This window comes from Alkalidesulfovibrio alkalitolerans DSM 16529, from assembly GCF_000422245.1.
GTDB lineage: Bacteria > Desulfobacterota > Desulfovibrionia > Desulfovibrionales > Desulfovibrionaceae > Alkalidesulfovibrio > Alkalidesulfovibrio alkalitolerans.
The window spans coordinates 1-13,806 of record NZ_ATHI01000002.1 but is presented as its reverse complement, the minus strand read 5'-3'; the positions used below and the strand labels follow the sequence as shown (position 1 = coordinate 13,806).

9 protein-coding genes are annotated in these 13,806 nt (G+C 67.0%); 5 read left to right on the top strand and 4 right to left on the bottom strand.

Annotated features, from left to right (window positions below):
• The first annotated feature begins 14 nt into the window (after positions 1 to 14).
• Entirely contained in the window at positions 15 to 2,621 is a 2,607-nt protein-coding gene (locus tag DSAT_RS01015) for a [protein-PII] uridylyltransferase family protein (protein ID WP_020885712.1), read from the top strand.
• Here DSAT_RS01015 and DSAT_RS01010 read toward each other — a convergent pair.
• Positions 2,593 to 4,116, bottom strand: a complete 1,524-nt coding sequence (locus DSAT_RS01010; RefSeq protein ID WP_020885711.1) for a multiheme c-type cytochrome — start codon at positions 4,114 to 4,116, stop codon at positions 2,593 to 2,595. The genes DSAT_RS01015 and DSAT_RS01010 overlap by 29 nt on opposite strands.
• 170 nt (positions 4,117 to 4,286) lie before the next feature.
• Between DSAT_RS01010 and DSAT_RS01005 the strand changes: the two genes are divergently transcribed.
• Positions 4,287 to 6,143 (top strand): amino acid permease, encoded by a 1,857-nt coding sequence (locus tag DSAT_RS01005; protein WP_020885710.1) that lies wholly within the window; start codon positions 4,287 to 4,289, stop codon positions 6,141 to 6,143.
• Positions 6,144 to 6,197: 54 nt separating this feature from the next.
• Here the strand turns inward: DSAT_RS01005 and DSAT_RS01000 are convergent, their stop codons facing one another.
• The gene (locus DSAT_RS01000; protein WP_020885709.1) at positions 6,198 to 7,238 is read right to left on the bottom strand and encodes a VgrG-related protein; all 1,041 of its coding nucleotides are present in this window, start codon (positions 7,236 to 7,238) and stop codon (positions 6,198 to 6,200) included.
• Positions 7,239 to 7,296: 58 nt separating this feature from the next.
• Complete coding sequence (locus tag DSAT_RS00995; RefSeq protein WP_020885708.1) at positions 7,297 to 8,067, bottom strand: lipid-binding SYLF domain-containing protein; 771 nt, start codon at positions 8,065 to 8,067, stop codon at positions 7,297 to 7,299.
• A gap of 232 nt (positions 8,068 to 8,299) precedes the next feature.
• On the opposite strand from DSAT_RS00995, the gene DSAT_RS00990 reads away from it, so the two are divergent.
• The 3 genes from DSAT_RS00990 (at position 8,300) to DSAT_RS00980 (ending at position 12,352) form a co-directional block, all read left to right on the top strand.
• Positions 8,300 to 8,728, top strand: coding sequence for an FKBP-type peptidyl-prolyl cis-trans isomerase (locus DSAT_RS00990; RefSeq protein WP_020885707.1), 429 nt, complete (start codon positions 8,300 to 8,302; stop codon positions 8,726 to 8,728).
• A gap of 390 nt (positions 8,729 to 9,118) precedes the next feature.
• Complete coding sequence (gene sucD, locus DSAT_RS00985) at positions 9,119 to 11,230, top strand: succinate--CoA ligase subunit alpha (protein ID WP_020885706.1); 2,112 nt, start codon at positions 9,119 to 9,121, stop codon at positions 11,228 to 11,230.
• Positions 11,231 to 11,326: 96 nt separating this feature from the next.
• Positions 11,327 to 12,352, top strand: a complete 1,026-nt coding sequence (locus tag DSAT_RS00980; protein ID WP_020885705.1) for an SPOR domain-containing protein — start codon at positions 11,327 to 11,329, stop codon at positions 12,350 to 12,352.
• A 128-nt stretch (positions 12,353 to 12,480) separates the two neighbouring features.
• On the opposite strand, the gene DSAT_RS00975 is transcribed toward DSAT_RS00980, so the two are convergent.
• Positions 12,481 to 13,806: sialidase family protein (locus tag DSAT_RS00975; RefSeq protein WP_020885704.1), on the bottom strand; the 1,326-nt coding region annotated here is incomplete at its 5' end.

Sequence of the window (13,806 nt, the reverse complement as noted above, 5' to 3'; positions counted from 1 at the left end):
GGACGGACCCATCCATGACCGGCTCCTCCCTTTCCCCGGCCATGCAGGAACTCGCCGAGCGCCGCTCGGCCCTGCTGGCCGGGGATGGGTGCGGCCGAGAGTTCGAGACCAGTCACGCCCGCCTCTTCGACGATTATTTCCAGGCGCGCCTGCGCGAGGAGGCCTCCGGCCTGCCTCCGGCCCCCTTTCTCCTCCTGGCCCTGGGCGGCTACGGCCGGGGCAGGCTTTCGCCCGGCTCCGATCTCGACCTGACCTTCGTCTTTCCCGGCGAGCCGCCAGAGCAAGCCGAAAACCTGCCGCGCCTGCTGCTCTACCCGCTGTGGGACGCCGGGCTGAGCCTCGACTACAGCATCCGGCCCCTGGCCGAAACCATGGCCCTGGCCCGCGAGGAGCCAAAGGTCATGGCGGGCCTTTTGGACGCCAGGCCCGTGGCGGGGCCAGGCCATGAGCCGCTGTGGAGGGATTATTGCGCCGCCCTGGCCGATCTCTCGCGCGGCCCCGTCCGTCCGGCCTTTCTCGACTGGCTCAGACGGCTGGACGAGCCCAAGGCCCAGGAGCGGGGGGAGGGCGCTTCGCTGCTCGAACCGAACCTCAAGGAAGGCCCGGGCGGGCTGCGCGATTGGCAGCAGATCGGCTGGCTGGCACGACTTTTCCCCGGCCGCGAGGGGGCCACGCTGTTCGAACTCGGCCTGCTCGAATCAGCCGAGCTGTTCGCCCTGCGCGAGGCGCACGAGCAGTTGGCCAGGACGCGTTGCGCCCTGCACCGGGTGGCGGGCAGGCGTCTGGACGTCTTTCATTTCGAGTTGCAGCCTCAGGTGTCGGGAGTGCTCGGCCTGGGCACAGAGCCTGAGGACGCGGCGCGTCTGCTGGCAAGTCTTCAGCCCGCCATGGCCAGGGTGCGGCTGGCGCGCGAGGCCATGGACCGCGAAGTGAACGGCAGGCTCGGCCGAACGCCGCGCCTTGCCGGCTTGCCCGACGGGCTTTCCGACACGCCGGGCGGGCTTGGCTTCACGCGCGATCCCGCACACGAACCCATGATCGTCCTGGCCCTTTTCGAGACCGCGGCCAGCACGGGCCGCATGCCCTCGTTCTCCGCCATGAGCGCCCTTCGCCGCGCGGCTCCGGCCGTGGGCGAGGCATTTTCGGCCAGCCCCGGTTTCTTTCATTGGCTGCCTCGGTTCCTGGCCCAGCCGCACGCCAGAGAGGCCGCTCGGATTTTTCTCGAACTCGGGCTGCTCGGCGCCATCGTGCCCGAGATCGGACGGGTGCAGCACATGGTCCAGCGGGACGGCTTCCACCGCTTTCCCGTGGGCCGCCACAGCCTGCGTACGGCGCGGCATCTGGCCTGGGTCGACGAGAAGGCGCCAGCGCTTTTGTGCCGCTGCCTCGAAGCGGCCGAGGACCGGGAGGTGCTTGTCTGGGCGGGGCTTCTCCACGACGCGGGCAAGGGCGGGGCGAGGCACGAGGAGGTGGGCGAGGGGCTTTCGCGCGCCGTTCTCTCGCGTCTGGGCGTGTCGTCGCGGCGCGTCGAGGAGGCGGCCTTTCTCGCGCGCCGACATCTCGTGCTCATGGACGCCGCCACCCGGCGCGATCTCGCCGACGTGGCCACGGCCGCGCACGTGGCCTCCCTGGTTGAGACGCCCGCGCGCCTCACGCATCTCACGGCGCTCTCCCTGGCCGACGCCCTGTCCACCGGCCCCATGGCGTACAACGGCTGGAAAGCGACGCTTCTTTCCGAACTGTACGCCAAGACGGCAAAATACCTCCAAAAGGGCTCCCTGGGCGAGCCGTTGGCCGGGCGTTTGATCATGGAGCGCCGCGCGCGGGTGCGCGCTTTGGCCGCTCAGGAGCACTCCCCCGATCTCGTGGAGACGTTTCTCGAAGCGTTGCCGCCGGACTGTCTGGCGCGGCTCGAACCCGAGATCGTGACGGACCATCTGAACCTTTTCGCGCGCTACAAGCTGGCCCTGGCCGAGGATCTGCGCCAGCGGCCGAGCGCCACGGCGGGCAAGGGACTCACCGTGCACGAGGCCAAGCCTCTCGCCGGGCAGGATGTCTGGAGCTTCGCGGTCATGGCCCCGGATCAGCCGCGCCTGTTCGCCACCCTGGCAGGATGCCTGAGCCTTTACGGCGGCGACATCTACGCGGCCGACATCTTCACGCTCACCGACGGCACCGCCCTGGACGTCTTCGTCGTCCGCCCACCCGAGGGCCGCGAGGACGATCCCGAGTTCTTCGAGGACGTGGCCAAGGCCGTGCGCTGGGCCGGGACAGGCAAGCTCGGTCTGCAAGAGCGGCTGGCCGAGCGCCGCGCCTCGCCGCTGTACCGCCCGCCGCGCGGCTCGGGCAGGGAGCCCTCGGTGCGGCTTGCCAACGATCTTTCGGAGTTTTTCACGGTCGTGGAGGTGGCTGCGGACGACCGCCTCGGCCGCCTCTACGACATCGCCGACGTCCTGGCCGAGGCCGGGCTTTCCGTGCACGCGGCCAAGATCACCACCCTGGGCGGGCAGATCCTGGACGTCTTCTGGGTGCGCGGTCCCGGCGGCCAGAAGGTCGAGGCGGAGGCGCGCAGGGAAGATCTGCGCGTGCGTCTTACGGAGCGGTTGTCGGCGTCTTCGTAGCCGTGTTCACGTCCGCCTTGGCGCTTCTGGCCCTGTGCCAGTCGTCGAGCTTGCGCACGGTCTCCATGAGTTGGTAGCGGCCGTTCTCGAAGACGGCGTAGTCGCCGCCTCCGGCCATGGCCGAGGCGAAGCGGGTGGTTGTGGCGTAAAACAACCAGGACCGGGCCCAGACCCTCTCGATGTACTCGTCGAAGGGATTGCCGTCGTCGGCCAGCCCCTCGGCCCAGATGCGTTGCATGATTCGCGTGGCCGCCAGGGTGGCGGCATTGGTCTCCTCGATGGTCGTCTCCAGGCGGGCGAAATAGCCGTCCACCCAGGACGCGTCATGGCAAGGGAGGCACACTGACTGCATGGCCGCGAGCCGCTTGTTCTGTTCTGCCTTGTCGACCAGAAACTCCGTGGCGGGCCGGTTGTCCAGGGTCGCGGGCAGCGGCTGGCCGTCGGCGTTGCGGATGATGCTCGTGTCGGCCGACTTGGGATGCGCCGTGGCGTAAGGGACGCCGAAAATGCGCCAGGGCAGGCGGTCGCTCATGGCGTGGGTGCGTTCGGCTACCACGACTCCGTCGCCCCCGGCGACCCGGCTGACGTGACAGACCGCGCAGGTGGGAGCGCCGAAATCCTGGCCCGCGGTCCAGGGGATGGCGGAGTAGTTCCAGTCCTTGCCGAGCGCGGAGTGGAGATTGCCGTGCCTGCTGGCCTTGTAGACCTTGTAGGCGGGCACGTCCGGACCGCTGTGGCAGACCATGCAGGTCTCGGGCTTTCTGGCCATCTCCATGCTGAACTGGTGTCGGGCGTGGCAGGCCGTGCATGAGCCCTTGGACCCGTCGAGGTTGACGCGCCCCACGCCGCTGTTGGGCCAGCCTTCGATCAGGGGGAACTCCATCTCGCCCATGATCGTGTCGCGTGTCTCGATGCCCGTCATGCGCAGTTTGGTGCCATGGCAGGAGAAGCAGGTCTCCTCGTCGGTGGAAGTGGACGCCGCACGCGAGGAGAGCAGGCCGCCGTCATAGACGGGGACGTCGTTTATGGCCCGCACCATCTGCATGAACAGGGGATTTTCGGCCAGGTTGCCCCATGCCTCGGCCATGATGTTGCGTGTATATTGCTCGCGCTCCTTGGCGTGACACTGGGCGCAGTCGTCCGGGCTCACGGCCACGTGCACGGAATAGCCGCTGTGCGGAAACGAGTCGGCATGCTTCTCGGCCCTGGTGGTGTGACACTCCGCGCAGCCCACGGCCGTGTCGGCGTATTTTTCGGGCACGGACTCGGCGGATATCCTGCGCTTGCTGCCGGCGAGGGAGAAAGCTTCGGCCGGGGTCACAGCCGCGTGGCGGCTCTTTTTCCAGGCCTCGACGATGCCCGGATGCAACGACTCGTGGCACATCAGACATTCGGAGGTCGCGGCGCTGACCGGTGCTTGCGGAGCACGATCCTGGGCCATGGCCAGGGCTGCGGAAAGCGTGAGGCAGACGAGCAGGGCGATGGTTCGAAACATGATGGCGGCTCCAGTCCTTTTCGCGGATTTTTCCTCTCCGGTTACACCAATGGTCGCGCCCGCGCAACGCATCCCGATGGAAAAGAGACTTTGCGCGCGTACCCCTTGCGGCGGCCCTCGTCTATCGTATAGTGGGCAGGCTGGGGATTTCCAGCGAAAGAGGCGTGCAGGTGAAGGAAGCGAATCTCAAGAAGTCCATAGGGCTCTTCGGCGTCTTCTCCATAGCCGCCGGAGCCATGATCAGCTCCGGGGTCTTCGTGTTGCCGGGGCTCGCGCACGCCGACGCCGGACCGGGCGTGGTCGTGTCCTACCTCGTGGCTGGACTCTTCGCGGCCACGGGCATGCTCAGCGTGGCCGAGATCGTCACGGCCATGCCCAAGGCGGGCGGCGACTACTTCTTCATCACCAGGACCATGGGCCCGGCCGTGGGTACGGTGGCCGGGCTTTTGACCTGGTTCGCCCTGGCGCTCAAGACCTCCTTCGCCCTGGTGGGCCTTACCGCCTTCGCCATGCCGCTCTTCGGGCCCTCGTGGGTTGTGGACCCCCGGCTGGTGGGCATGGCCGCCTGCCTAGTCTTCCTCGGCCTGAATCTCATCGGCACGCGCGAGGCGGGCGGCGTGCAGAACCTGTTGGTGATCGGTCTCCTCGCGGCCATGTGCTGGTACGTGTTCGCCGGAATGCCGCACGTGCAGGCGCAGCGTCTCGTGCCGCTCGCCCCGCACGGCTGGCACGCGGTCTTTTCCGTGGCAGGGCTGGTCTTCGTCTCCTACGGCGGCCTTCTGGCCATCGCCTCGGTGGCCGAGGAGGTGCGCGATCCCGGCCGCGACATTCCGCTGGGCATGTTTCTGGCGCTCATCGTCGTCGCCATCGCCTACACCCTGGTGGTTCTCGTCACCTCGGGCGTGCTCGACGACGAAGTCCTGGACATGTCGCTCACGCCCATCAGCGACGGTGCGGCCGTCTTCATGGGACGGCCCGGCGTCATGGTCATGAGCGCGGCCGCCATCCTGGCCTTCGTCTCCACGGCCAACGCCGGACTCATGGCCGCCTCGCGCTACCTCTTCGCGCTCTCGCGCGACGACTACCTGCCGCACGGCCTGAGCAGCCTCAACACGCGCTTCGGCACGCCGCACAACGCGCTTTTTCTGACCACCCTGCTCATCGCCAGTTCGCTCTTTCTCGAACTCACGGTCCTGGTGCAGGCGGCCTCAACGGTCTTCATCCTGACCTACATCCTCTCCAACCTCTGCCTCATCGTGCTGCGCGAGAGCAGGCTGCCCACCTACAGGCCGCTGTTCGTCGCGCCGTTTTATCCCTGGGTTCAGATTGCGGGCATCGGCGGGGCGCTGATCCTGCTCACGGAGATGGGGGCCGGGGCGCTTCTCACGAGCGCCGCGCTCACCGGCGCGGGTCTTTTCTTCTACTGGTTCTACGGGCGCATCCGAAGCCACAGGGAATTCGCGTTGCTGCATCTGGTGGAGCGCGTCTCGCGCCGCGAGATATCGGCCGGACATCTGGAGAACGAACTTGGCGAGATCCTGCGCGAGCGCGACGTCACTGCCATGGACCGCTTCGACCACCTCGTCGAGCGTGCCCTCGTCCTGGACGTTACCGGCGGGATGGACACGAACGAAATGTTTTCATTCGTTGCCGAACGGGTCGAAGATGTTCACGGCATTTCGCGTCACGAAGTGCTCAGGCAGCTCACGGTCTGTTGCGAGGATGGCATCGACGTCATCGTGCCCGAGGTGGCCGTGGCCCACGTGGACGTGTCCGAACGGGAAGGTTTTCTGGAAATGGTCGCGGTGCGTAACGTGGACGGCGTGCATTTTCCGGACGGACGTGTCATGGCCTTCTTTCTCGTGCTCTCAAGCGAGGACGAGCGGCGTTTCTATATCCAGGCCGTGGCCGCGCTGGCTCAGATCATCGCGGACGTGGAGTTCGAGGGGAAGTGGAGGCGGGCCAAGAACGAGACCAGCCTGCGCCATCTGCTGCTCATTGGCGAGCGACGCAGGCTTTTGGAGTGATTAGCTCCACTCCCCATGGTCACAAGGCGTCGGGCGGGACTTTCGGGCTGCCTGTCAGGCCAGCAGGCTGCCGCTGCCCGGCATGGAGAACTCGCTGTCGAGCGAGGCCAGGGCCAGGGCCTTCTCCCGCGTGAAGCGCGAGAGCACCGCATCGCGCACGCGCTCGGTGGAACCGCCGAAGTGGTTGCCGCGCTCGTCGTAGACGCTGTCGATCAACTGACGGAAAAAGGCCGCTCCCCCCGTTTCCTGAAGACGTTCCGCGACCCTGGCGAAGATGGACTGCGCTCCGCTAGGGCCGTGCTGCACGGCCGTGGAGAAGATCACCTCGCGCAGGGCCTTGGGCAGTTGCGCCTCGCTCAGATCGAGGCGCTCCAGGATGCCCGAGAGGGCCGGGCGGTAGTGACTCAGCTCCACGAATTCGCGCTGCAGCGCGGCGAATTCCTCCGGCATTTCCCCGGCCACGGCCCGCCACACGTCGGGCAGACGGCCGTTGGTGGAGCCGGTGTCGGCCGGACCGGCGGCGCGTAGCCGTTCGGCGAGCTCAGGGGATTTTTCGTCGAGGAAGCGCAGGAAGGCGTCGAATGTTCCTTGGGCAGAGGATATCTGATAGGTGCCGTAGGAGGTGCCGCCCATGCGGTCGTAGCCCACGGCGGCCGGTCCTTGCAACCCGGATTCGAAGCGGCTGGAAAGCGCACCGGGATCGTCGAGGTCGGCGATCGGAACGGGATTCTCGGCGGGGGCCTGGGCCGGGGGCTGCACGGGCAGGGCCTCGCGGCCACCCATGTGCATGGCGGCCATGGTCAGAAGCGAGTTCATCTGCATACGGCTGTCCAAAAGGCCGCCCATGCCGCCCATGGGGCCGCCAAATCCCGCCATGGGTGAGCCGAAGCCTCCCTGGCCGCCGCCGTCGGCGTTGTCCGCCATCAGGCTTTGTTCCAGAAAGCGGTTGGCCATGGCCAACTCCATGCCCGTGCGCATGGCCTCCATGGTTTTCCGGAAATCCTGGGACGGCGCGTCGCGTCGAATTTCCGACACGGGCGACACGGGCTCGGCAGACCGGCCTGTCAGGTTGAAATCATAGGGAAAATTCGACATCTGGTTGCCTCCGGGCCCTCTCTGGCAGGCCTAGTTGCAACCAGCGTGCCGAAAGGAATCAGGGGGCCGGGGCGTCCTCCTGGGAATCCAGGTTCCCCGGTCCTGCCGGTCCCAGAACTTCCACCAGGGACAGGGCCTGCTCGGGCATCGGATACAGTTTATCGTAGAGCACGGCCGTCATGGTCGCCTCGGAACCGTAGAAGCGGCGCAGGGCGTTTTGCTCGGGCGAGACGTAGGCGGCCTGCATGGACAGCCCGGCCCAGAAGCCCTTGCCGCCCAGGAAGGGCACGACGTCGTCCAAAGCCTCGTTCAGCGAGGCGTCGTGCTGCTTGAGGGAACCGTCCGGGCTCACCTGTCGGACCGCGCCGGAGATGTCCAGGGTCATGCCTGCCATGCGCCTGGCCGTCTGGTCGTTCGGAACGACGAGCACAAGGCTGTTTTCCGTTGCTCCGACCACCAAGCCGGCATTGACCGCCGTGAAGCGCATGAAGCCGGGCGCTGACCAGGCGTCGGCCTCGTCCCTGACCATGACCACGCCGTCGCCTGAGGCTCCGCCGAAAACCAGCGCCGCGTCCGCGATGCGCGGGAACACGACTACTCCGCGCGCCTTGGGCAGCAGTTCGGCAAGGCGCGGATAGCGGGCGCTCAACTCCGTCACCGTGTTGGCCGAGCGGGCGAGAAGGCCATAAAGGTCCGCGGGCGGCGGCGGAGGCGGCGGGGCTTTCGGCGCGCAGGCGGCGGAAAGCAGCATGGCCGCTCCCAGGCCAAGGACGAGAATGAGGTCGCGCAGGGTCTTCATGCTTGCCGTGTACATCAGATGGGGCCGCATGGGAACGCCCGGCCGCGCTGCCGGTGCAATCGATAGCATGCGTTTTGCCAGGGTGCGACCATTTCCTTCATCTCGCCATTGCGTTCATGGTTCCGAAATACCAAGGTTTATTTGTTGTAAATGCACGCCGCGGGTTTTGCGTTAGACAAGTCGCATCCGCTCCTGTAGGCTGGACGACACACCAGCCGACAATCCATTTCATCAATCGAAAACAACGCCAAGGAGGAGCCACATGGCCCAAGCCAAAACCGGCGACACTGTCAAGGTTCATTACACGGGAAAACTGCCGGACGGCACGGTCTTCGACAGCTCCGAGGGGCGTGATCCCCTTGAGTTCACCCTGGGCGAGGGCATGGTCATTCAGGGCTTCGAGGAAGCCGTGACCGGCCTTGAGCCGGGCGAGAAGCGCGAAATCAGCTTCGGTCCGGACAAGGGGTACGGCGACTACGACGAGTCGCTTTCCTGCGCCGTGCCGCGCGACCAGATTCCCCCCCACATCACGCCCGAGCCGGGCATGATGCTGGCCTTCACCACCGAGGACGGCCAGCCCGCCCACGTGGTGGTCACGGCCGTGGAGGAAGACAGCGTGACCCTGGACGCCAACCACCCCCTGGCCGGGCAGGAGCTGACCTTCGCCGTGGAATTGGTCTCCATCGGTTAGCCGTCCGTCTTCTCCGCCGCAACGCAAGCCGACCGGAATCTCTCCGGACACCCAAAGCGGCGGCCCGTCCTTCCAGCGAACAGGCCCGGACTTTTGCATGGTCATGCCGTGCGAAGGCCCGGGCCTTCGCAGGTTGTTCAAAAAGCCCCATCTGCTGCGTTGCCGCGAAAGCGCATAAATACGCGTCAGGTCCGGCGCTTTCTTGCGCTTTGCATCTGGGCCTTTTTGGGGCAGCCTGAAAAGGGGGGTAACAATCTCGGCCTTCGTTTTCCGCGTGTGAGGCCTTTGGACGCTCGGCAAGCGCCTGTGCCGTCAAGACAGGTTCCCTTCGCGCCCCAAAGCGGGTATATATAGTCGCACAGGCCACCTCACTCAGCAACGGGACACGACATGCTGCTCGACGAAGACAAGTCCAAGGCCCTGTTCGCCGAGGCGGGAATCCCCGTGCCGCCCGGAATCCTCATCGACCTCGCCGATATCCCGCCCGATCTCGCGCCGCCGTTTCCGCCGCCCTATGTGGTCAAGGCCCAGGTGCTCTCGGGAGGCCGGGGCAAGGCGGGTGGCATCTTGCGCGCCGACTCGCTGGACGAATTGCCGCGCGTCCTGTCGAAGCTCGCCGGGGTGTCCATCGACGGGCAGGCCGTCAGGCTCGCGCGTGTAGAGGCGGCGGTCGCGCACGCGTCCGAATTCTACCTTTCCCTCTCAGTCTCACGCGACAGAAAGTCCCTGGTCCTCGCTGCCAGCGCGGCGGGAGGAATGGACGTGGAGTCGGCCGAGGCGGGGAGCGTCTGCCTACAGAACATTGACCTGCCCGCCGGGCCGTCACCGCATCAGGTGCGCGCGGCCTTTTTCACCCTCGGCCTTCGAAAGGAGGCCTTCAAGCCCTTTGCCGGTCTCGTGCAGCAGTTGTGGCGCGCGGTGCGCGACAACGGCCTGCTCCTGGCCGAGATCAATCCCCTGGTCCATCTGCCCGGCGACGACGGCGAGGGGAGCGAGGGAGGGCGGTTCCTGGCCCTGGACGCCAAATGCGAGATCGACGGCAGCTTCGCGGACATCCGCCCCGCACTGGGCCGATTTTACGAGCCCGTGCATCTGGGTGAGGAGGAGAGGTTCGCCCGCGAGTCCGGATTTGCTTACGTACGCCTGAAAGGCAGCGTGGGGCTTTTGGCCAACGGCGCGGGGCTGGCCATGGCCAGCATGGACAGCCTGAACCTTGCCGGGCTTCGGGCCGCGAACTTCCTGGACCTCGGCGGCGCGGCCGACGAAAAGCGCATGCGCGCGGCTTTGTCCATGCTCTTCGGCGACGAGCGGGTGCGTGCCGTGCTCATCAACCTGTATGGCGGCATCCTCTCCTGCGGCGACGTGGCCCGCGCGCTCGCGGCCGTGCTTGGCGGGCGGCCGCCGCAAAAGCCCTTGGTGGTGCGCATGGCGGGCAACGGCGCGGCCGACGGCCTGGCCGTGATGGCCGGGCTCGGGCTTTCGGGCGTCCACGTGGCCCCGGACATGGCCAAGGCCCTGGACATCCTGCGCGGCCTGACGCCGTCGGACGACCCCATGCGCGTGAGCCTGCCCGAGGGCGGCGGCGCGCTCTCCAAGGCGGCGCTGGACAACGACCCGGAATTTTCGCCGTTGCACGGCTTTTCGCTCGGCCTGGGTTCGCCGGTGCTGGTGCAGGGGGCCACGGGCCGCGTGGCCGGAACACACATGGCCCTGATGCAGGCCTACGGCACGAACATCGTGGCCGGAGTCACGCCGTTCAAGGGCGGAACTTCGGTTCTGGGCGTCCCGGTCTACGACAGCGTGGTCACGGCCTGCGCCGCGCATGACATCGAGGCCAGCATCATTTTCGTGCCCGGAGCGCACGCGGCGGACGCGGCGCTCGAAGCCGCCCGCGCCGGCATTCCCTGGATCGTGTGCATCACCGAGGGTATCCCGCAGCAGGATATGCTGGCCGCGCTGCCCGTCATCGAGCGGCACGGATCGCGGCTGGTGGGGCCCAACACGCCGGGCGTCATCGTGCCCGGCCAGACCAAGATCGGCATCATGCCTGCCGAGCCTTTCACGCCCGGCCCGGTGGCCGTGTTTTCGCGCAGCGGCACACTCACCTACGAGGCGGCAGCCCGTCTTTCCGCAGCCGGGATAGGCCAGAGTTTTTGCATGGGCGTCGGCGGCGATCCTTTCACGGGCCTCGATTTCATCGACTGCCTAGCCATGGCCGAGGCCGACCCCGGAACCCAGGCCATTTTGCTCATCGGCGAGATCGGCGGCCGGGCCGAGGAAGAGGCGGCCATATGGCTCAAAGCGCGCGGCCGCACAAAGCCCGTGGCGGCTTTCGTGGCCGGGATCACCGCCCCCGTGGGCAAGCGTCTCGGCCACGCCGGGGCTATCCTGGAGGAAAGTTCGGGTGGCGCGGGCGGCAAGCTTTCCGCTCTCAAGGGCGCGGGGATCGCCTTGTGCGCGGGACTCGACGACATTCCCGGCGTCATGGCCAAATTGTTGTGATTGACGAAAAGGCTATCGGACGCGATATCGAGGTGAACCGGCCACCAGACGGCCGCCAACCGGTCGCCGCAACGCGGCCGAACACGGGGGAGACGCATGACGCGTCCAGCACGCAGTAGAATCGGCTATCTCGTCGCCTTGATGATTGCCGTGGCCCTGGCCTTTTATCTGTCCGGAAAGTTTTTTCAACCAGACGAGGAAGAGCCGACTCCAAAAGAGCCCGCCTCCGAGGCCGTACCCCAAGCCCCGCCTGCGGTTACGCTCCCCGAACCGACGGAGCCCGCGACTTCGGTGGAAGAGACGCCCGCCGTGGCCGAAAAGGAGCCCGAGCCCTGGGTCGAGGACAACATGATCCCGGCGCGCTTCATGCGTGATCTGGCGCGCTACGGCGTGTCTCGCTTCCACCCTGCGGGCACGCGCGAGAACCCTGGGGAAATGCCCATGAACACACTGACCTATGGGCTGCTCAATGCCCGCTTCGGCCTGGATCGAAATGCCTTCGGCCAGGTCCAGACCGGCGGGGCGGACGCCATGCGCCGGCGCATCCTGGGGTACGTCTTCCAACCCGGCTTCGTGGCCTATCTCTACGGCCATTATGCTGATAGATTCATCGAAGAGGTGCGCGCGGCAGTGAACGAGGCCGAGCGCGAATACCGCTCGGGCCAAGGCTTCGCCAAGCAAGCGTTGCGGCCTGCCGACGCGGCCGTCATGCTCTCGGGCAACGCCGTGCTGGCGCGGGACGGGGCCAAGGTCTTCGCGGCCGTGGCCGCGAACAGGAGCATCGTGACCCGGGTTCACGACGCCCAGGTTGCGGCCCGCGCGGTTGCCGGAGCCTACGAGAGCATGTGGGCCAGGACGCGCGATGGAGCGGCCCCGCCGTCCGAGGCCGAGGCCGAAGTACGCAGGGCCATCGAGGCGCGCGAGGCCGCGCGCATGGCCGTGGTGCGGGCCGTGCGCCAGGAGACCGGCCATCTTTCCATCGACGATGGCGAGGTTTTCTTCCTGGCCGCCTGGGCGGGGCGGCGGGCCACCACGCCTGGGCAGGCGCAGGGCGTGGGAGAACTCGGCGAGGTTCTGTCCAATCTGGCCGACCGGCTCGATGTTTTGGCCGCAGAGTATTAGTCGAAAGATTGCCCGAAAAACGCCATCAGTTTTCTTGACGCAAAAAAAATCCGGTTCCTCGACATCGACATGCCCGAGGGACCGGAGTTCTTGTCGCCCTGCACCGTGCGTCCAAGCGACGGTCCTGATCACTCTTCGTCCGCAAAGTCCTCGCTGGTGAAGGTCACTCCCTCGATCCAGGCGCGTTTGCCAGGTTCGTAATCCTGCGCGTCGGCGTCGGCGTGATGGTAGGCGCAGAAGAAGAAACCGGGCGCGGTTTCACACCACCCTGAATACCCCATGTCGCCGAACCAGACACCTGGAGCGTCGCGAAGCGTCAGCACCCGCGCCCGCTCCCAGGCGTTGGGCAGGCCCATGCCCGGCTCCCAGGCCCAGGAATAGACTCGCGCGTAGCGCGGCTCCTCGATGCACAGTTGCATGGCGTGCAGGCCGAACGCGGCGGCGTTGTCTTTTTCGAGATCGCGGTTGCCCACGGCCACGGCGCGGGCGGTCACATCGGCTGTCACGGGGAGGCGTTTTCGCGTGCGCCCGTTCACCGCCAAAGAGACCGTGCCCGGCTCGTAGCGCAGGCGCAGCTTCGCCACGCCCTCGGGCAACCGGATATTGCGCCCGCCCGCGACCATGGGACGGATGGAGCCGGGCAAAATCCGCCACCAGACGCCGCCGAAGCGCACTCCCACGCCGTTCTCCCCGGCCTGCTCCACGGAAACGGACAGGCTGAACTCGGCCCGGGCCGACAGCGGCCAGGAAATGGGACGCAGCGCGAGGCGGAACGCGCCCGCGCGGCCCCCCGTCCCGGCGACGAAAAGTCCCTCGTCCGTCAAACGCCAGCCATCCTCGGGCAGGCGGCCGTGGACCTCGAAATCTGTCAATTCGTCGAGGTCGCCGAGCCACGCGGCCGTGCGTTGGCGCGGCCCCACGTCGCGATACGTGACCAGCAGCTTGCCGCCCAGGGTCACGCCCACGGTGGGCCTGTGGCCGATGAGCGGCGTGGGCGCGGGTTCGGACCAGGTAAGTCCGCCGTCTTCAGAGATGCGGCTATACATGGGCTCGTAGACCCCACTGTTCTCGCGCATCAGGGCCAGCAGCCTGCCATCGGGCAGCAGGCACATGGAAGCCTCGCACAGCGAAAGCGCCGGATCGTGAGAGAGGAGCGAGAGGGCTGCAAAATTCTTGCCCCGATTATGGGAGCGAAATACCATCTGTTCCGCGGGCGGCTGGCCGCAGGCGGGAGCCGGGGCCTGCCCGCGATGCATGTGCGCCGTGGTCAGGCAGGCTCCGTCAGGCATCTCGATCAACCTGTCCGGCATGGAGTGCTCCAGGCCGCCTACGGTCTGCACGTCGAACCGTTCGCCGCGGTCATATGACCAGCCGATCATGCCTGGGCCGTCGGAGATCACGGCCATGCGTCCATCGGAATGCACGGAGAGGCGGGGGGAATGCCCGCCGTAGGC